Origin of the sequence: Janibacter endophyticus (assembly GCF_016888335.1) — a bacterium.
Taxonomy (GTDB): domain Bacteria; phylum Actinomycetota; class Actinomycetes; order Actinomycetales; family Dermatophilaceae; genus Marihabitans; species Marihabitans endophyticum.
In genome coordinates, this window is sequence record NZ_JAFEJG010000004.1 from 2,537,303 (window position 1) to 2,556,512 (window position 19,210).

The window sequence follows — 19,210 nt, forward strand, 5'->3', positions numbered from 1 at the left end:
GCGTCGAGAATCCACAGGGTGCGCTTGTCGGGGTGGTCACGCCGGCCCTGTGGACAACTCGCGCCGCGCCGACGCCGCGGTGTCTACGGTCGTTCGGATGCGCATCACGATGACGGTCACCACGACGTCGGGGGCCCAGCAGGACATCGTCGTCGACGCCCAGGGGGAGCACGACGGTGCGTCCCTGACGGCAGTCGTCACCGAGGCCGTGGGTCTGCGACCTGGCTCGTCGCTGTGGGTCGGGAGCGACAAGATCGGGTGCGCCCACCGACTGGGGATGCCTCCGTTGACTCGCGGAGCGGACCTCGTGGCGCGCGTCGGGGCGCCCGAGCGGGAGCAGCCGGGCGACCGCGACCCCAGCCCGCTGCGCCTGGCCGTGGTGGCCGGGCCGGACGCGGGGCGGGATCTCGGCCTCCGTCACGGGTCGTACACCGTCGGCCGCGGGTCGGGCAGCGACCTGTCGCTGGACGACCCGTCCTTGTCCCGCCGCCATCTTGACGTCACCGCGGACTCACGCGGGGTGCACGTCCGTGACCGAGGCGCCACCAACCCCAGCCGCGTCGGGAGCGAGCGCGTCCCCCACGAGGGCAGGCCGCTCATGGCTGGTGAGGCGCTGACGGTCGGCAGTCACCGGCTCGAGCTGCTCGCCCCGTCGCTGCGGCCCTTGGCGACCACGGCTCGCGGTGACGGCACCCTGGCCGTCAGTCCTGTTCCTCGTCCGGCCCCGGCCGCCCGCGAGGTCGTCATCGACTTCCCGTCCCGGCCGGCCGCCGCGAGATCCCGACGGATCCCGTGGGTCATGCTCCTCCTACCCCTCCCGCTCGCGGCGGTCCTCGCCCTCCTCCTCGGACCCCGGATGCTCCTCTTCGCGCTCTTCTCCCCGGTCATGATCCTGGGCACCGCGCTCTCCGACCGGGTGGGCGCCAGGGCGGACGAGCGTCGACAGCTCAGCCGGTGGACCGCCGACACCCGAGCAGCCCGAGACCGGATGGCCGCCGCGCTCGCGGACGAGCGACGGGCTCTCCTGCGCGAGCATCCTGGTCCCTACGCGGTACGGAGGATCGCGGCCCTCCCCTCCGCTCGCCTGTGGGAGCGGCGGGACGCCTCCGGCGCATCGATGACCCTCCGTGTGGGCCTCGGGGACGTCCCGGCGGCCGCGCGGGCACGTCAGGGCAGCGGGAGCCCGGTCCCCGCCCGCCTCACCGAGGCCCCGGTGGTCCTCGACCTCCACGCGCATCCCGTCACCGGCCTGGTGGGCACACCCTCGGCGACCGCACGTCTGGCGCGCTCCCTGCTCGGGCAGGTCCTGACCCTCTACCCACCAGGCGAGGTCGAGGTGCTCGTCCTCGGCGATCCGCCCTGGATCGGCGGGCTGCGCCATGCGCCCCACGTGCGCCGGGTCGAGGTGACCAATCTCGAGATGCTCGCCCAGCGCGCCGGCAACGGCGTGCCGGGGCCCGTGAGCATCGTCGTCGCCGACCATCCGGCGTGCTGGCGGGGCGACAGGGGATGGCGGCAGCTCCTGACGGACGGGACATCTCGAGGGGCAAGGGTCCTCATGACCGCCGAGGACGATCACGACCTCCCCCACGAGTGCGGGACCATCATCGACTGCGTCGGGGCGTGCGCCACGGTCCGGTCCGGCGGCTCGAGCCTCACGGCCACCCTGGACGGGGTCGACGAGTCCTGGGGTGAAGCCGTCGGTCGCGCGCTCGCGCCCCTGCAGGACGCGACCCCAGGGCAAGAGGCAGGCGGGCTCCCTGACGTACTGCCCCTCCCAGCGGTGGTCCCGCTGCCGCAGGACGCGCAGGAGCAGCGAGCGCGATGGCTCGAGGCCGGGGCGGGACTCCCCGCCACGATCGGCGTGTCCACGGGCGGGCCGCTCAGCATCGATCTCGTGACCGATGGACCGCACGCCCTGGTGGGCGGCACGACCGGCTCCGGCAAGTCGGAGCTGCTCCAGTCCTGGATCGTCGCGCTGAGCGTCGCCCACGGGCCGGACAAGCTCAACCTCGTCCTGGTCGACTACAAAGGAGGAGCCGCCTTCGCCGGCTGCGCCGGGCTGCCGCACACCGTGGGGCTGCTCACCGATCTCGACACCGCGGGCGCGCGGCGGGCGTTGCTCAGCCTCGAGGCCGAGGTCCGGCGCCGAGAGTCGCTCCTCGCCGAACGGTGCGCCAGCGACATCGACGGCTTCCGCGCGGCCGGTGGCCACCTCCCACGCCTCGTCATCGTCATCGACGAGTTCCGTGCGCTGGCGCAGGAGCAACCCGAGGTCCTTCGCGGTCTGGTCCACCTCGCGGCGGTCGGCCGCTCCCTCGGGCTTCACCTCGTCCTCGCCACCCAGCGCCCCTCCGGGGTCATCACGCCGGAGATCAGGGCGAACGTCAACCTGCGGATCGCGCTGCGGGTGCGCGACCGCCTGGACAGCGAGGACATCATCGAGTGCCCCGACGCGGCGGCGCTCCCCGAGTGCTCCCCCGGCCGCGCCCTGCTGCGGACCGGCGGCGGGCCGGCCACCGCTCTCCAGACGGCCTATGCGGGCGCCGTCGTCGGGGTGGGTGCGCACCTGGCGGTGCGCGACCCGCAGGGCCTGCTGCTCAGCCACTCCGTGAGCGAGCAGCCACCGTCTCCGACGGCCGCAGAGACCGCCATCGAGAGGGTCATCCGGACCGGCACCGCCGCGTGGGAGGGCTTCGGCGACAGTGCCCCGCACCGCCCGTGGCAGCCCCCTCTGCCGACCGTCGTCACGGACGACGTCCTGCCGGGGGCTCCTCCCCTGCAGGTCGTCTGGGGTCTTGTGGACCGGCCCGACCAGCAGCGTCGGGACGCTCTGACGTGGGCACCCGCGGATGACCACCTGCTCGTCCTCGGCGGTCCTGGCAGCGGCAGGAGCACCGCCATCGCCTCGATCGTCACCAGGGCTGCCCGGGACCTCGGCATCGACGTCTCGGCTCATCTCCTCCTCCCACCCGGTCCTCTTGCGGACCGTCTGGCGACGACGCCAGGGGTCGACTCTGTCCTCGACCCTGCAGACCACTCGGCGGTGCGCCGCCTCCTCGTCCGCCTCCGGCACGAGGTCGAGGTCCGAAGGGGTCAGCTCCGCGCCTCCGGGTTCGTCAGCTTCGAGGCGTGGTGGACGGCCAGCACCCAGGACAGCTCCCTCACGCCGCCGGCGAGCATCGTCCTCGCGATCGACGGGTGGTCACACCTGACTCGGGGCGGCGAGGCGTCCGGGTTCGATGCCCTCACCGAGCTGGAGGCCCTGGCCCGCGACGGCGCAGCGGCCGGCATCGCTCTCGTCATCGCCGGGGGACGCGAGCTGGCCGCGAGCCGGCTGGCGTCGCACGCCGGGCGGCGTCTCGTCCTCGACCTGCCCGACCGCGCGGACGTCCTTGCCGCTGGCCTGCGGCCGGAAGAGGTCCCGGAGCGGGGCACGCCGGGACGCGGTGTGCTCCTCCGCGAGCGGACCCTGGCCCAGGTGGCGGTGCCCGTGACCCCGACCCGTGCACCGGCTGGTCGCAGCACCTGGCGCATCGTGGAGCTCCCGACCAGCGTCTCGATCGATGACCTCACGAGGGGTGGGCGGCCACCCGGGTCGGACGGGCACCCGATCGTGGGGCACTCGGGAGAGCCGGGATCTCCCGTACGCATGCCGGTCGCCGGCGGCGGGGTGTGGAGCGTCGTGGGCCCCCGGAGGTCCGGTCGCAGCACGGCGCTGAGGCTCCTCGCAGATCAGCTGACCCGATCAGGTCGCGACCTCATCCGCGTGGCCGGCAGCCGCCCTGTGCTCGAAGGGCTCGGAGTGGTCTTCGGCCCGGACGACATCGACGGGCTGGTCGCCGCGGTCCGCGGCAGGGCGGACCCGGTGATCGTCCTCGACGACGTCGAAGACCTTGCCGGCACCGCTGTCGAACCGGTGCTGCGCGACCTCGTGGCTCACTGCTCACGCTCGGAGGCCCTGCTCCTGGCCTCGACGACGCTGGACACGGCGTCGGCTGTCCGCGGCATCGGGCCACTCCTCTGTCGCTCACGCACCGGCCTGCTGCTCCAACCCCACAACCGCACCGACGGCGATCCTCTCGGGGTCCGGGTCCCCCCGACGGCGAAGGTCCCCGGCCGTGGCTACCTCGTCGAGCGCGGTGCGGTCACTGAGGTGCAGGTGGCCCTCCCTGGCCCGGCCCCGGGTCGAGCTCCCTGACCGGACCGGTCAGACGACGGTGTCGTCCGGCAGGTCCTGGCTCGGCGCGGACCAGGCGGCCAGGATCCCGGCGACCGAGAGCGCCGCCAGCGGCAGCGCGGCTGCGGGGCCGTTCGTCGTGTTGAGGGTCAAGATCGCCGGCAGGGTCAGCAGGCACCAGACGAGCGTCGGGGTCTTGGGCCAGCGCCGTCCGACGAACCACCCTCGGGCGAGGACGCCCAGGAGGATGGCGAAGATCACCGTGAGGACCAGCGCCATGCCGGCCACCACCGGCTCCGTGGCCGTCCCGGTGAGCAGCTCGCGCCCGTAGAGCACGCCGGCGACCGCGAGCCCGAGCGAGTGCAGGCCCGTCACCAGGCCGGCGACGAGCGGCGCGGCCCTCCCGGCCGCCTGGTCGTCCCGGTCGCGCGTGTCAGAGGTCACCCCCGCACTCTAGATCGGCCGCCCGAGAAGTTTCCGCCAACCCCTAGCCGTCAGGCCTCCGCGCCGGTAGAGTGATGGGCTGCCCCTGGTCGGCGTTTCGTCCTGCCCAAAGTCCCTCCCCGGAACACCGCAGAGCTCCCGACCGTTGGCACCTGAGAGGCACCACCACCCCCGGGATCTCTCGCCAGAGCACCGTCCGTCAATGCCGATCGACTGGTGATCGAAGCCTGTCCCGACCAGGGGCGGGCAGCAGCACCGGCACCACCGACCGGACCCGACTGACAAGGAGCACGACCACATGGACTGGCGCGACCGCGCAGCCTGCCTCGACGAAGACCCCGAGCTGTTCTTCCCGATCGGCAACACCGGACCCGCGATCGCCCAGATCGAGGAGGCCAAGAAGGTGTGCCGCCGGTGCGAGGTCGTCGACACCTGCCTCAAGTGGGCCATCGAGTCCGGCCAGGACGCCGGGGTCTGGGGCGGCCTCTCCGAGGACGAGCGCCGCGCGCTCAAGCGCCGCAACGCCCGGGCCCGCCGCGCGGGCTGAGCCGGCCCGTCAGCTCCGCTGACGCAGCCGCACCGAAAAGGTGACGCGCGTCCCCTTCGGCTCCGCGTCCTCCCACCGGATCGTCCCCCGCAGGTCCTGGACCATCGACGTGACGATCCGGGTCCCCAGGCCTGCCCGGCTCGGGCGGAACCCAGCCGGCAGGCCCGCGCCGTCGTCGGTGATGCTGACCCGCAGGATGTCCTCGCCGTCGGCCGGGACCCGCTCCGCGGTGACGACGACCCTGCCTCCGCCACCCTCGGCAACCCCGTGCTCCACGGCGTTCTGCACGAGCTCCGAGACGATGAGCGCGACCGACGTCGCCTCGTTCGGCCCCATCCACCCGAAGCTCCCCTCGACCCGGGAGTCGATCACCGACTCGGTCCGGGCCACCTCGATGACCGCGCGGAGACCCCGCACCCCGATCTCGTCGAAGTCGACCTCCTCGTGGAAGCCGGTGCTCAGGGTCTCGTAGACCAGCGCGATGACGCCGACCCGGCGGACCGCCTCGAGAAGCGCGGTCTTGCCCGCCCCGTCCTCCACCCGCCGTGACTGCATCCTCAGGAGCGCTGCCACGGTCTGGAGGTTGTTCTTCACCCGGTGGTGCACCTCGCGGATCGTCTCGTCCTTGCTGAGCAGCTCACCCTCGCGGTACCGCAGGTCGGAGACGTCCCGGACGAGGACCACGGCGCCCGTGCGCCTCCCCTCGTCGATGATCGGCACCGCCCGCAGCGTCGCCGCCGCCCCGGCTGAGGTCACCTCGGCGCGCCACGCGGCCCGGCCCATGAGGACAAGGGCGAGGCCCTCGTCCAGCGGGCCGTCCAGGGTCTCGAGGCTGCCGACCGCCTGGGCCAGGACCGCATCGATGACCGGACCGTGGTGGCCGAGCCGCCGCAGGGCGCTGACGGCGTTGGGGCTCGCGTAGAGCACGACCCCGCGCTCGTCGAGCTCGATCACCCCGTCACCGACCCGGGGCGCGCCCCGGCGCTGGCCCGTCGGGGCCGACGCCGAGGGCCAGTCCCCCGCGGCCAGCATCTCGCTCAGCGCCTCGGCGATCCGGCCGTACGACACCTCGAGCGGGCTGCCACGGTCGCGGCCGGCGGGCTGGTGACGGGTGACGACGCAGACGCACGCGTCGGCGCCACGCACCGGCACGGCCCACACCCGGACCGCACCCTCGACCCCTGCGGCGTCGAGGACGTGGCCCGAGTCGGCCGCCGCCGAGACGGCGGCCGCGAGGTCGACGTCGGCCTCGGTCCCGATGAGGTCGTCGACGAAGGCCATCGGCCCGGTCATCGGACGGGCGTGCGCGGCGGCGACCCATCTCTCCCCGACGAGCACCCACATCACGAGGTCGGAGAACCCGAGGTCGGCGAGCAGCTGCCAGTCCTCCAGGATGAGGCGCGCCCGCTCGACGTCGGCCGTCGCCAGGTCGGCGGCGGCGAGGACCTTGGGAGTTGAGGGCACGACGCGATCCTAGTGATCACGTCGTGCGCGGCCGGCTCCCGCCCTCAGCTCACCGGGTGACCGAGCGCAGCACGCGCAGCGCCACGGAGAGCGCCGCGACGGTGGGGGTGGCAAGCGAGCGGATGCCCGGCAGTGAGGTCTCCACCCGCTCCCACGACTCGCCGTGGGCCTCGAGCCACTCCTCGAGGCGCTCCTGCGGGATGGCGTCGTCGGCACCGGCGTCGAGGACCGACCGGGCCAGGCTCTGCAGGGTCGCGTAGAGGTCATCCCGCAGCGCCCCCCTCGCCAGGCTGTCCCAACGCTCCGCACGCGGCAGGGCGGTGACCCGGTGGAGGAGGTCGTCGATCCCGAACTTCTCCGAGACGAGGTAGTAGAGCGCCGCGACGTCACGCGGTGACCTGCCGTTGTCTGCGGCGATGTCGGTGATGTCGAGCAGCGAGTACGAGTCGAGCAGCGAGCTGGTCCAGGCCGCCAGGTCCTCGGGCACCCCGTCGTCGACGAGGCGGGCCGTGTCGTCGGCAAGGCGCCGCGCCTCCGTGCCCTGCAGGAGGTCGCCGACCTCCCGGCCGAGCTCGGCGACCACGGGCGCGAAGCGCTCGATCTCGCCGCGGATGTCCAGGCGTCCCGGGCGTGCGGCGAGGAACCACCGGACGCTGCGGTCGAGGAGCCGCCGGAACTCGAGGTAGAGCCGGGTCTGCACCTGCGTCGGGACGACGTTGTCCAGCGCCTCGACCTCGGCCACGAAGTCGCTGAGCCGGAAGACCTCGCGGGCGACGAGGAAGGCACGGGCGACCTGCTCGGCGCTGGCGCCGGTCTCGTCGACCGCCCGGTGGACGAAGGTGATGCCGCCTCGGTTGACGACGTCGTTGGCCAGGACGGTCGTGACGATCTGCCGACGAAGGGGGTGGCCCGCCACGGCGTCGGGGAAGGACTCGCGGATCCGCTCGGGGAAGTACGACCGGAGCAGGCCCTCTGTCGCGTCGTCGTCCGGCGTCGCGGAGGCCAGGAGGTCCTCCTTGAGCGCCAGCTTGCTGTAGGCGATGAGGACCGACAGCTCGGGCGAGGTGAGGCCGTGCCCCGAGCCCAGCCGCTCCTCCACCTCGGAGACCGAGGGGAGGAACTCGAGCTCGCGGTCCAGGTCACCGCGCCGCTCGAGCGAGCGCATGAGCCCCTCGTGGACGGGGAGCATGTCTCCCCTCTGGGCGCGGGCGTTGCCGAGGAGGACGTTCTGCTCGTAGTTGTCGCGCAGGACCATCGCCGCGACCTCGTCGGTCATCGAGGCGAGCAGCTCGACCCGTCCGTCCTCGTCCAGGCCGCCCTCCCGGACGACCTCGCCGAGGAGGATCTTGATGTTGACCTCGTGGTCGCTCGTGTCCACGCCGGCGGAGTTGTCGATGGCGTCGGTGTTGATGCGCACCCCGTGCTGCGCGGCCTCGATCCGGCCGCGCTGGGTCGCCCCGAGGTTGCCTCCCTCGCCGACGACCTTGGTCCGCAGGTCCTTGCCGTCGACGCGGTAGGCGTCACCGGCGCGGTCACCGACGTCGCCGTTGCTCTCGTCAGATGCCTTGATGTAGGTGCCGATGCCGCCGTTCCACAGCAGGTCGACGGGCGCGAGCAGGATCGCGTGGATGAGGTCGTTCGGCGCCATGTCGGTCGGCCCGTCGAGGCCGAGCACCTCGGCCGCCTCGGCGCTGACCGGCACCGACTTCGCGGTCCGCGGCCACACCCCGCCACCCTCGCTGATCAGCTCGCTGTCGTAGTCCTCCCAGGAGCTGCGGGGCAGCTCGAAGAGGCGGCGCCGCTCGGCGTGCGAGGGACCGGCGTCGGGCGAGGGGTCGATGAAGATGTGCCGGTGGTCGAAGGCCGCCACGAGCCGGATGTGCTCGGAGAGCAGCATGCCGTTGCCGAAGACGTCGCCCGACATGTCGCCGATGCCGACGACGGTGAAGTCCTCGCTCTGGGTGTCGACGCCCATCTCCCGGAAGTGCCGCTTGACCGACTCCCAGGCACCCCGGGCGGTGATGCCCATGCCCTTGTGGTCGTAGCCGATCGAACCTCCCGAGGCGAAGGCGTCGCCGAGCCAGAAGCCGTACTCCTGCGAGATCGAGTTCGCGAGGTCCGAGAAGGTGGCGGTCCCCTTGTCGGCGGCGACGACGAGGTACGGGTCGTCCCCGTCGTGCCGTACCACCCGCTCGGGCGGCACGATCTCCGCGCCGTCACGGTTGTCCGTGATGTCGAGCAGGCCGGAGATGAACTGCCGGTAGGCCACTCGCCCCGCCTCCATCCAGGCGTCCCGGTCCTCGGCCGGGTCGGGGAGGTCCTTGGCGAAGAACCCGCCCTTGCTGCCGGTGGGGACGATGACGGCGTTCTTGACCATCTGGGCCTTGACCAGGCCGAGGACCTCGGTGCGGAAGTCGTCGCGCCGGTCGCTCCAGCGCAGCCCGCCACGGGCGACCGCCCCGAAGCGCAGGTGCACGCCCTCGACCATGGGCGAGCAGACCCAGATCTCGAAGGCGGGCCAGGGCTTGGGCATGCCCGGCACCTCGCCGGGGACGAGCTTGAGGCTGATCCGGTCGAGCGGGGCGCCCTCGTCGTCGAGCTGGTAGTAGCTCGTCCGGAGGGTCGCGGTGATGACCCCGACGAAGGCTCGGAGCACCCGGTCGTGCGCGAGGGAGGACACGTCGTCGAGCGCCGTGCTGATCCGCTCACGGATCTCGTCCTCCTGCTCCTGCCGCTCGTCGGGCCCCACCTCGCGGTCCGGGTCGAACCGGGCCGCGAAGAGAGCCACGATGTCCCGCGCCACCCCGGGGTGCTCGACGAGCGCCTCGGCGAGCGAGCGCAGGCTCCACGTCGAGCGGGTCTGCCGCAGGTACTTCGCGACCGTCCGCAGCAGCGCGACCTCGCGCCAGGTGAGCCCGGCGCGGATGATCAGCGTGTTGAGGAGGTCGGACTCGGCTCGCCCGGACCACATGGCGTCGACGGCGTCCTCGACGAGGCAACGGAGCTCCTCGTGGGTGTGCTGCTCCCAGACCTTCGCGTCGCTCACCTTGAGCCCGAAGTCGTAGACGCCGAGCCGCTCACCGTCGGTCCGGGTGAGGACGTAGGGCTCCTCGTCGACGACCTCGAGCCCGAGGTCGTGGAAGATCGGCATGGCCTGGGCCAGCGACACCCGGTCGATGCTGAAGAGCTTGAAGCGCCGGATCCGCGAGATGTCATCACCGGTGGAGCTGTGCCGCGGGTGGTACAGCACGCCGGTGAAGCGCCGCTCCTCGCCGATCTCGACGAGGTTCTTGAGGTCGGCGACGGCCTGGCTGACCTCGAAGTCGTCCTGGTAGTCGACGGGGAAGCCGTCGGCGAAGGGGGTGAGCAGCTCCTCGGCGCGCTCACCAACGAGCCGCTTGGCTGCGAGCTCGAGGTCCTCGGTCCAGGTGCGGGACGCCCGGGTGACCTCTCGGGCCAGTGCGGTCATCTCCTCGGGGGACGGTGCGTGCACCGGTCCTCCGTCGGAGCTGCGCAGGACGTAGTACAGCCGTGCGAGGGAGTCCTCGCTGACATGGGCGGTGAAGCTCGTCTCGTCGGCCCCGACGCACTCCTGGATGATCTCCTCGATCCGGCGACGGACCGTCGTGGTGTAGCGGTCACGCGGGAGGTAGACGAGGGCGCTCACGGACTGCGCGTGGTCGTGCGCCCGGAGGAAGACAGCGGCCCGTCGCATCGTCTCCAGCCGCAGCACCTCGTGGACGGTCTCCTCGAGCACGTCGACGGGGGCCTGGAAGAGCTCGTCCCGCGGGAAGGTCTCGAGCAGCCGCAGGACGCGTGCGCCCGAGTGCGAGTCCGCGCTCCAGCCGGCGGACTGGAGGATGGCGTCGACCTTGGTCCGGACGACGGGGATGCTCATGACCGTGTCGGTGTAGGCCCGCGAGGTCAGCAACCCGATGATCCGGGTCTCGCGCAGGGCACCGTCAGCCTCCCAGCGGACGGCGATGTGCTCGGGGTAGGTCATCCGGTGGACGGTGGACCGGGCGGTGCCCTTGCCGACCCGCACCCCGAGCACCCCGTCGGCGATGAGTGCCTCCGGCTCGCTCAGCTGACAGGCATCGTCGGCAAGGATGCCCAGACCCGTGCCCGCGACCGGCTCGAGTCGGCCGTCGCGCACGGCGTGGTCACGGACCCCGAGGAAGGTGAGGTGGTTCGCGGTGAGCCAGCGCAGCAGCTCGGCGGCCTCGGCGAGCTCGGGTGAGTCGGCGCCGTCGGCGATCTCGTCCGCGAGCCGGAGGGTGCGCTCCTCCATCGCGGACCAGTCCTCGACCGCTGCCCGGACGTCCTCGAGGACCTGGCGCACCTCGGCCTCGAGCTCCTCGTCGCCGTCCTGCACGGGCGACTCGATGTGCATCCACGACTCGGCGATCGTGTCGCCCTCGAGCTCAGACACGACGTCGGCGTCGAGGACCTCGGTCAGCGTGCCGTCGGCGTCACGCCGGACGGCGAGCTGGGGGTGGATGAGGAGGCTCACGCGGTGCCCGGTCCGCTCGAGCAGTCCCACGACGGAGTCGACGAGGAAGGGCCGGTCGTCGGTGACGATGTCGATCGCACCGTCGGCCGCCTGGACGATCGACTCACCGGGCCCGCGTCGCTGCGCGGCGCGACGGTGCCTCGCGGCGAGGGCCACCAGCGCGTCCGGCGATCGCCCGGCGACCTGCGCCAGCTCGATGTGCCGCAGGTAGCGACGCACGTAGGTGGGGTCCTCCCCGGCCGAGACGGCCGCGGTCACGGCCTCCTCGACGAGCTCGGAGGAAGAGTCGACAAAGGACGGAACCATGGTCAGGCATCCTCGATCTGCGTCTCGGTGTGCGGCCGACCTCGCTGTCGGCCTCCGGTCACCCTACGCCCGCGGCGTCACTCTCCGAGGCGAGCCGCGACCGCGGCCGCCTCGGCGTCGACCTCGCCCTCGAGACCCTCGGCCAGCTGGGTCTCGACGGCGCGGCCGACGATCGGGATGGAGCACCGCAGGTCACCGTCCACGGTGAGCACGCAGCCCTCGCCCTGGGGGGTCAGCGCGACGGTGCCGTCCAGCGACACCGGCACCCCGTCGACGCGGACGGCGAGGGATCCGCGCCGGCTGCCGTCGGACTCTCCCGCACCCCAGTGCCGCTCGTCGGTCACCGTGATCCGGTCGCCGACGAAGGCCTTCATCGTGCCTGGCGCTCCGGCCGTCGAGAGATGGAGGGTGATCGTGACGACGTCACCGTCGGGGCCCTCGGTCACGGACGCCGTGGGATCGATGCCGGTCCCCTCGATGCGCTCGGTCTGGAAGTCCTCGTCGGTGAGCAGCGCGTACACGCTGTCGCAGGGTGCCCTGAAGGGGTAGTCGCGGTGAAAACGCATGAGGTCACCGTAATGACCTGGTGACCTCTTCGGCGCGCTGGGCGAGGGCGCCGCGTCGACGTTCGAGCAGCGTCGTGGTGCGGGCCAGCCGCCGGGCGAGGCGCTGAGCCACCTCCTGCCTCGCCTCATCGGCTGCGGTCGAGGCCTCGCCGACGATCCCCCACCCCTGCACGAGCGCCCCGTCCTCGAGGACCATGCCGACCGAGGCAGCCTCTTCCTCGGCCCTGCGCACCTGCAGGCGTGCCTCCGAGAGCGCCTGGCCGTAGGCGTCGAGGGCCTCCGCCAGACCCACCATCTCGCGGGCGCAGCCCTGGGCGGCCTCGTACGCCGCGTCGAGCCGGCGCCGGTGGCCGACCGCGACGGGGCCGACCCATCCGTGCCGGGCCTGCTCCTGGTCGAGCTCCAGGCGGGCTGCCATCCTCGAGAGCTCGGCCGCGCGGCGGCGGAGCAGGGATGCCAGTGCCGCCACGGAGGCGGTGTCGCCCTGGAGAACGCTCACGCCGGGCCCTGCGGCCGGGACGGGAGCACGTCGCCGAGGTGCTGCTGGACCGTGCTCGACGAGCCGCGGCTCCCGAGGACGAGCGCCATCTCGGCCATGTCTGCGGAGACCTCTCGCAGGGCCGCGACCAGCACGTCCACCGCGTTGTCCACGGCCCGCTGCGTCGCGTGGTCGCCGACCATGGTCAGCGCGTCGAGCAGCTCGTCGCCCGTCGCGGCTGCGGCTCGACCGAGGTCACCGGCCGCTCGGCCGAGGTCGACGAGTCGATCGGGATGCGGGTGCTGTGCCATGGTGCGGCCAGCCTAGCGAGGGCGCGCGGCTCGTCCCGGTCGTCGCCCACAGGCCCGGCACCAGCTGGGTCATCCCTGATGGGTGACGAGGTCAGCCAGCTCCGTCACGTCGTACCAGAGCAGGTCGTCGTAGCCCTCGCCGGCCGACGTGCCCTCGCTCTCCTCCACGTGGAAGGAGACGACGTCCTCGAGCGCCACGGTGCCAGGCAGGACGACCGACCATCCCTGCCCGTCCTGCGCCGATGGCACGTCGGCTGAGGCGACCACCCGGCGCTCCGACTTCGTGCGCCGGCGAGACCCGGCCGCGTCGAGCGCCTCGCACATCGCCTCGAACTCCAGATCCTCCTCGTCCTCCGCCGGTCGGGCCGTGCGCTCGGCGTCGGTGACACCGAAGGCAAGCGCGGCCGGGACGGTCGTGGAGCGGGCAACCTCCGCGAGGTCCGACTCGACGAGGCCGAGATAGACGCGGCGGCTCATCGGCGGCCCTTGGCCCGCGGGCTGCTGCGCAGCTCGGCGAGCGCCTCCCCGATGGACTGGGCGAGGACGTCCGCGTCGGGCATGCCGTTGCGGTCGGCGTTGAGGCCGAAGTAGACCCCGCCGTCGTAGGAGGTCAGGCCGATGGCGATGGCCTGCCCCCGCCCGAGCGGCATGACCGGGTAGGTCGCGAGGAGTCGCGCGCCACCGGCGTACAGGGGCTGCTGAGGGCCGGGGACGTTGGTCACGACAAGGTTGAAGAGACGCCGGGTCATCGCCGATCCCGTGCGTGCCCCGAGCGAGTGCAGGGTCGGTGGCGCGAACCCTCCGAGCGCCGACAGCGACGCGGCGTCGACGGCCTGCGTGGTCTCCATCTGCTGGCGCATGGAGAAGGCGATCTGGTGCAGGCGCATGGACGGGCTGGGCTCGCCGACGGGCAGGTCGACGAAGCAGGCGGTGAGCCGGGCCCCGGACCAGTGGTCGCCCGTCTCGTCGTACACGCTCACCGGGACCATCGCCCGGACGGTGGCCGCGCTGGACAGGTGCTCGCCGCGGCTCTGCAGCCAGGTCCGCAGGGCTCCGGTGATCGTCGCGAGGACGACGTCGTTGATCGTGACGTCCTCGACGTAGCGGCCCCGGGTGAGCGTCGTCCGGATCGCCCGGTAGTCCTTGAGGTCGGTCCGCACCATGTGCCAGCGGCGGGCGGCGGAGACGTTGACCTTGAGCGGCGACTCGGGCGCCGGACGGGCACCGACCTTGGCCAGCGTCGTCACGAGGCCCCCAGCCACGTCGACGATGCGACGGCCGGCCTCGGTCGCGTCGTTGAGGCCGCCGCGCACGCTGTCCAGGGCCTGCCCGGGGCGTCGGACAGTGTCGAGGAGCGCATCGGTCACGAGACGCACGGACGAAGGGGAGCCGGTCCCGGGCGCCGCGGAACCCTCTGTCGGCGCACTGTCGGGGTCGATGAGGAGGTGCCCGATGTCGACCGCGTTGATGCCGTCGACGAGCGCCTGGTGCGCCTTGGTCACGATGGCGAAGCGGCCCTCCGTCAGCCCCTCGACGAAGTAGACCTCCCACAGCGGCCGGCCGCGGTCGAGCGGCCGGGAGGTGATCCGGGCGACGAACTCCTCGAGCTGGTCGTCATCCCCGGGACGGGGCAGCGCCGAGCGCCGGACGTGGTAGCTGAGGTCGAAGTCCTCGTCGTCGACCCAGACCGGGTTTGCCAGCCGGATCGGCACGTTCTGCACCCGCTGACGGTAGCGGGGCGAGCTCGCGATCCGGTCGGCGATGAGCGCGACGAGGCTGTCGTAGTCGAAGCCGTCGGCCGGAGGCTCGAAGATCATCACCGACCCGACGTGCATCGGCAGGTTGGCGTCCTCGAGGTAGAGGAAGGAGGAGTCGAGGGCGGACAGGCGCTGAGTCACCCGGACATGCTCTCATCAGGCCCCGGCTCACAGTGCCGCATGGCCCGATCTCAGGTCCGGGCGAAGGGCCGACGCCGGCGCGCCGAGGCGTGCCCGGTCGGCTCTGGATCGCCGGTCATCACTCCGGCCATCCGGCTGAGTGCCTGGCGGACCGGACTCTGCGGCGCCGACTCCGCCAGGGTCGCCCCCCGGAGCACCGCGGCATCGAGCGCCGCCGGGTCGTCGGGCAGGAAGGCCGCGACATCGATGCCTGCGAAGCGCTGCAGGGACTCGGTGATCCGACGCTGCGGGTCGGGCCCGACCGCACCGGGGCGCACCCGGTTGACGACCACCTGCGGCGCAGGGCTCGGGATGCCGGCCAAGGACTGCACCGCGCGCACGAGACGCTGCAGCCCCACGGGGTCGGCGCTCCCGACGACGACCAGCTCGTCGGAGTGCTCCAGTGCCGTGAGCGTCGCGGCGTTGCGTCGCGGCGCGGCCGTGTCGTAGGACAGCTCCTCGTCGTCCTCGACGCAGAAGCCGAGGTCGAGGACGACGACCGGTGCGAGGAGGCGAGAGAGCTCCAGGACGTGCTCGACCGCGGCCGCCCGGACCTCGGGCCACCGCGCTGGGCTGCCGATGCCGGAGATGACGCGCAGCCCTGGGGAGACCTCGGGTGCCAGCCCCGCGAGCGCATGGAGATCGAGTCGTCCCAGCTCGGAGGCCCGGGCTGCCGCCGCGATGCCCGGTGCCTCGTCGAGCATGGAGAGCACCTGCGCGACCGCCGCCCCGTACGTGTCGAGGTCGACGAGGACGACGGGTGTCCCCCGGGCCGCGATCTCGGCGGCCAGGTTGACCGCGACCGTGGTGCGTCCGGGAGCCCCCGTCGGCCCCCACACTGCGAGGACCCGCCCGGGCCCGCCCTCACCGGGGGTCGCGCTCTCGTCCGGCACCTCCGGGCAGGCATCGCTCGCGGCACTCTCCTGCGCCGAGAGCAGACGCTGCACGGGGTCGTCCTGACTTCCTTCCCCGTCGATGCGGCTGCTCAGCTCGGCGGGGTCCATGCCGGGGTGGACGAAGGTGGCCACGCCCATCTGTCGCAGGGACCGCTCGGTGTGCTCCGCCCCGTCCGGGGTCGCCCCGACGACCCTCAACCCGGTGCGGGCAAGGGTCAGGACGGCCTCCCTGTCGACCCCGCGGACGTCCGCCGCGATGATCGCGACATCGCCGTGCCCCGCGGCGGCAGCGCCGAGAAGGTCGGCGAGATCAGGGCATCGCCGGACGACACTCAGTCCGGGCACCTCCCCCAGCCGGGAGGCCATGGCTGACTCCCAGGAGTGCCCGACGGCGACGAGGAGCTCGGTCATCCCGACGCCCCGGCCAGGGCCCCGCCGGCCGGTATGACCCGCAGGGGCTCCTCTCCCCGGTCGAGCGAGAGGATGCTCGCCACCTCGGCCTCGGGCACGAGGACGGTGACCGTGGCGGTCGCACGGCTGCCCCCGATGACGTTGCCGCCGCGTGTCGGCACGGAGTGCACGGTCACGTGGTCCATGACCTTCTCGTACGTCGGCCCCTCGCCCTCCTGCTTCTGCTGAGAGGTCAGCGCCGGTGCTGCGTAGATCGCGACGCGGGTCCCCTTCGCGAGGTGCGTGAGGTCGCCCGGGTCGACGGTGATGGTCGTCGGACGGACCTCCAGATCGCCGGGAGGCACGAGGGCAGCACGCGGGACGAGCTCCCCCGCGCCGACGTGACGGTCGAGCGTGGCGTCCTGCGGGAGGTCGTGGCCGACGAGGAGATATCCGTCGGCCTGGTCGCCCAGCTGGACCTGCACCCGGACGAGGTCGGCCTCTCGCACCGGGTCTCCCGGAGTCATGTCGCCACCCGCGGCCCACACCCCCACCCGGTCGTCGGCCGCACCGATCGCGGTGGCACCGAGGACGACGGACGCAAGGATGAGCAGGACCCCGACGAGCAGCCGGCTGTCCCGCCAGCTGGGTGCCGTCAGGCGACGGGCGGTCGGCTTGGGCAGGTCGGTCGTCACGTGCTCCCCCTTGGTACCCCGCACAGCGGTGCTCTGTCTGGACACTGCGGTCATCATCACCCAGGAGGGCCGCGCCCGCCCGTCGGTCGTCCACAGGCCGGTCGTCCGGCCGCCGACGGCTGGCACACTGGTGCGACGCGCACCTCTGCGTGCACCCGACGACGATGCGTGAGGTCATGGCCAGACGATTCATCCCCCTCACCGAGGTCTCCGAGATCCTCGGTATCTCCGCGGCGCAGGCGTACGCCCTCGTCCGGAGCGGCGAGCTGCCGGCCATCAAGGTCGGCGGTCGGGGCCAGTGGCGGGTCGAGCTGACCGAGCTCGACGACTACATCGCGCGCATGTACTCCCAGACCCAGGCGTTCGTGCAGGCCCAGCGCGACGGGTGACCTGGTTCCCCCGCTGAGAGCCGGGTCCCGGACCGACGGGTCACTTCGCCGAGGCGACGGCCGACACCGCGACGAAGGGGACGGTGCGCCGCGCGCGGACGTTGCCCGCGCGTCGCGGTTCGTCGGACGCATGCTCGCTGATGTCGAAGACGTCAGCCCCGACAGCGTCGATGGTCCCGATGACCAGTCCGCCACAGACGTCGTGGACGTGCACGGCCCGCCGGTCACGACTGATGGCCCGCAACGCGTACCCCAGCTCCAGGCGCCGCGCCCCCGGAGCGCCGCGAGGACGCTGCGACAGCCCGGTGAGGGAGAGCACCGCGTGCGTCGGCACGAGCACCGCCCGGCTGTGCTCGTCGACCACGAACCATCCTGACCCCACGTCGCTGATCGCGCCCTCGACGCGGCGGCCGCCCGCGAGATGCACAGCGACGTGCTCGCCGACAGCGCCCGCGAGCCGCTCGGGGAGGCCGACCTTCGCCCGCTCGAGACGCGTGCGCTCGGACACCTCGGCATCAAGCTCGAGCCGCTCCTGCGCGGCGAGCTGCGCCTCGAGATCGTCGAAGAGCCGGTCCCATCTCATGGCGCCATCCTCGCCCCTGGCGCTCACGGACGCCGATCTGTTGCCCGATGTCGTGTGATGCTGTTTGATGTCTTCCAGCATCAAATGACATCAAACGGCATCATACGCATCCTAGGGAGCAAGGACATGAGCGCTCAGGTGACGACGCAGGCCAGGGACACCGCCGCCCTCGGTCTGACCGCGACGCTCCTGACGGCGGCCCTCGGGTGGGCTGCCGCCCGGGCCCTGTCAGCACAGACCGGCGACCCCGCCACCGCAGTCGTCGCCGCCGTGGCCCTGGCTGCTGCCGGGTGCTCCGCCTGGCTCGCGATCTCGGCGCTGCTGCACCTCGCCGCGCACCTCCCCGGCCGCGCCGGCACCGCTCTCGGCCGGCTGGCCGGTGCCGTGACCCCCGCACTGATGCGTCAGCTCCTGACGATCACGGTGAGCACCGCGAGCGCGGCGACCGTCCTACCCGGGGCCTCGACCGCGACCGCGGCCGTGGTGGCGCCGGAGCGGGGGACGCCGGGTGACAGCGCAGCCCCGCAGCCTGGCTTCGGAGAGCCGGCGGGGAGGACGACGGCTACCTCGTCGGCGGCAGAGCCGGGCCGCGGCTCGCCGCCGAGCCCGGTCTGGTCACCGGCGTCCGGCGGGCGAACTCCCCATGCGACACCGGTGCCCCCCACGCCAGGGTGGGTCCCCGCCGCACCTCGGCCGGTCCGCCGGCCCGCGCTCGAGGTCATCGGCAGCCGCGCCCGGTACGCCGCTGAGGACGGGTACGTCGTCCGGCGAGGTGACTGCCTCTGGGACATCGTCGGACGACACCTCGGGGCCCAGGCGACACCTGCGACCATCGCCGCCGCGATCCCCGCCTGGCATCACGCCAACCGTGCCGTCATCGGTCGTGACCCCGACCTCATCCAGCCCGGTATCACGCTTGTCGCCCCGAGCGAGCACCCGTGAGCAGCGAGGGCACCACCGTGGCCACCCCGCCGATCCGCATCGCCCCGGCACCGTCCGCACGGCCGGTCGCGGTCCCGCTGCCCACGCACCACGACGGCAGCTGGAGCACCCCTGCCCCGGCGCCGTACGTCCAGGACGTCCTCGCCGTCGACTTCCGGGCCGCGACCGACGAGGAGATGTTCGGCGTCCAGCCGACGGTCCACGACGACCTCCCCGACCCCGCCCCATGGGCGGCCCGGCTCGGACAGGCGCTCGTCGAGATCATGCACGGTGCGCGGCCACCGGCTCAGGTCCTGCGCTGGACCTCGGACGAGGTCTACACCGCCGTCGCCCGACGGGGCGCCCTGGCCGCACGACGGGCCGGCCACCAGATGCGGCAGGGCCACGGCATCAACCGTCTGGTCCGGGTCCGCACCGCACGCGTGTGCCATCCCCGCGACGACGTCGCCGAGGCCAGCCTCGTCGTCCTTGACGGCCGACGGATCCGCGCTCTGGCCCTGCGTCTCGAGGGCAGGGACGGCCGGTGGGTCGTCACGGCGCTCGAGGTCGCCTGATCCCTCGAGGGAGCG

Annotated in this window: 16 protein-coding genes; 5 read left to right on the top strand and 11 right to left on the bottom strand. The window is 72.9% G+C overall.

Annotated elements, in window-relative coordinates:
* Window positions 1–97 precede the first annotated feature (97 nt).
* A complete protein-coding gene (locus JNO54_RS12215; RefSeq protein ID WP_204144138.1) occupies window positions 98–4,201 on the top strand; it encodes an FtsK/SpoIIIE domain-containing protein in 4,104 nt (1,367 codons plus the stop codon).
* 9 nt (window positions 4,202–4,210) lie between these two features.
* Here JNO54_RS12215 and JNO54_RS12220 read toward each other — a convergent pair whose 3' ends face one another.
* A complete protein-coding gene (locus tag JNO54_RS12220) occupies window positions 4,211–4,624 on the bottom strand; it encodes a hypothetical protein (protein WP_204144139.1) in 414 nt (137 codons plus the stop codon).
* A 298-nt stretch (window positions 4,625–4,922) separates the two neighbouring features.
* Between JNO54_RS12220 and JNO54_RS12225 the strand changes: the two genes are divergently transcribed.
* Entirely contained in the window at window positions 4,923–5,171 is a 249-nt protein-coding gene (locus tag JNO54_RS12225) for a WhiB family transcriptional regulator (protein WP_204144140.1), read from the top strand.
* Window positions 5,172–5,180: 9 nt separating this feature from the next.
* Here the strand turns inward: JNO54_RS12225 and JNO54_RS12230 are convergent, their stop codons facing one another.
* From JNO54_RS12230 to JNO54_RS12270, 9 genes are all read right to left on the bottom strand, one after another.
* Window positions 5,181–6,635: a sensor histidine kinase gene (locus JNO54_RS12230; protein WP_307818202.1), complete on the bottom strand. Its 1,455-nt coding sequence runs from the start codon at window positions 6,633–6,635 to the stop codon at window positions 5,181–5,183.
* Between the two features lie 49 nt (window positions 6,636–6,684).
* Window positions 6,685–11,454, bottom strand: coding sequence for an NAD-glutamate dehydrogenase (locus tag JNO54_RS12235; RefSeq protein ID WP_204144141.1), 4,770 nt, complete (start codon window positions 11,452–11,454; stop codon window positions 6,685–6,687).
* Window positions 11,455–11,531: 77 nt separating this feature from the next.
* On the bottom strand, window positions 11,532–12,020 hold the full coding sequence (locus JNO54_RS12240) for a DUF2505 domain-containing protein (protein WP_204144142.1): 489 nt from the start codon (window positions 12,018–12,020) through the stop codon (window positions 11,532–11,534).
* A 4-nt stretch (window positions 12,021–12,024) separates the two neighbouring features.
* A complete protein-coding gene (locus JNO54_RS12245) occupies window positions 12,025–12,519 on the bottom strand; it encodes a hypothetical protein (RefSeq protein WP_204144143.1) in 495 nt (164 codons plus the stop codon).
* Window positions 12,516–12,809, bottom strand: coding sequence for a hypothetical protein (locus JNO54_RS12250; protein WP_204144144.1), 294 nt, complete (start codon window positions 12,807–12,809; stop codon window positions 12,516–12,518). Before JNO54_RS12250 ends, JNO54_RS12245 begins: the two co-directional genes overlap by 4 nt.
* 69 nt (window positions 12,810–12,878) lie before the next feature.
* Window positions 12,879–13,286: a DUF6912 family protein gene (locus JNO54_RS12255; RefSeq protein ID WP_204144145.1), complete on the bottom strand. Its 408-nt coding sequence runs from the start codon at window positions 13,284–13,286 to the stop codon at window positions 12,879–12,881.
* Window positions 13,283–14,707 carry a WS/DGAT/MGAT family O-acyltransferase gene (locus tag JNO54_RS12260; RefSeq protein WP_204144146.1) on the bottom strand — a complete coding sequence of 475 codons (1,425 nt, stop codon included), beginning with the start codon at window positions 14,705–14,707 and terminating at the stop codon, window positions 13,283–13,285. The genes JNO54_RS12255 and JNO54_RS12260 overlap by 4 nt, the downstream gene beginning before the upstream one ends.
* A gap of 50 nt (window positions 14,708–14,757) precedes the next feature.
* Window positions 14,758–16,053 carry a CpaE/TadZ family protein gene (locus JNO54_RS12265; RefSeq protein ID WP_204144147.1) on the bottom strand — a complete coding sequence of 432 codons (1,296 nt, stop codon included), beginning with the start codon at window positions 16,051–16,053 and terminating at the stop codon, window positions 14,758–14,760.
* Window positions 16,050–16,727: a hypothetical protein gene (locus tag JNO54_RS12270; protein WP_204144148.1), complete on the bottom strand. Its 678-nt coding sequence runs from the start codon at window positions 16,725–16,727 to the stop codon at window positions 16,050–16,052. The genes JNO54_RS12265 and JNO54_RS12270 overlap by 4 nt, the downstream gene beginning before the upstream one ends.
* 176 nt (window positions 16,728–16,903) lie before the next feature.
* Between JNO54_RS12270 and JNO54_RS12275 the strand changes: the two genes are divergently transcribed.
* A complete protein-coding gene (locus JNO54_RS12275) occupies window positions 16,904–17,116 on the top strand; it encodes a helix-turn-helix domain-containing protein (protein ID WP_204144149.1) in 213 nt (70 codons plus the stop codon).
* A 40-nt stretch (window positions 17,117–17,156) separates the two neighbouring features.
* Here JNO54_RS12275 and JNO54_RS12280 read toward each other — a convergent pair whose 3' ends face one another.
* Complete coding sequence (locus tag JNO54_RS12280) at window positions 17,157–17,699, bottom strand: hypothetical protein (RefSeq protein WP_204144150.1); 543 nt, start codon at window positions 17,697–17,699, stop codon at window positions 17,157–17,159.
* A 126-nt stretch (window positions 17,700–17,825) separates the two neighbouring features.
* On the opposite strand from JNO54_RS12280, the gene JNO54_RS12285 reads away from it, so the two are divergent.
* Window positions 17,826–18,641, top strand: a complete 816-nt coding sequence (locus JNO54_RS12285; RefSeq protein ID WP_204144151.1) for a LysM peptidoglycan-binding domain-containing protein — start codon at window positions 17,826–17,828, stop codon at window positions 18,639–18,641.
* A complete protein-coding gene (locus JNO54_RS12290; RefSeq protein WP_307818204.1) occupies window positions 18,638–19,195 on the top strand; it encodes an Rv3235 family protein in 558 nt (185 codons plus the stop codon). The genes JNO54_RS12285 and JNO54_RS12290 overlap by 4 nt, the downstream gene beginning before the upstream one ends.
* Window positions 19,196–19,210 lie beyond the last annotated feature (15 nt).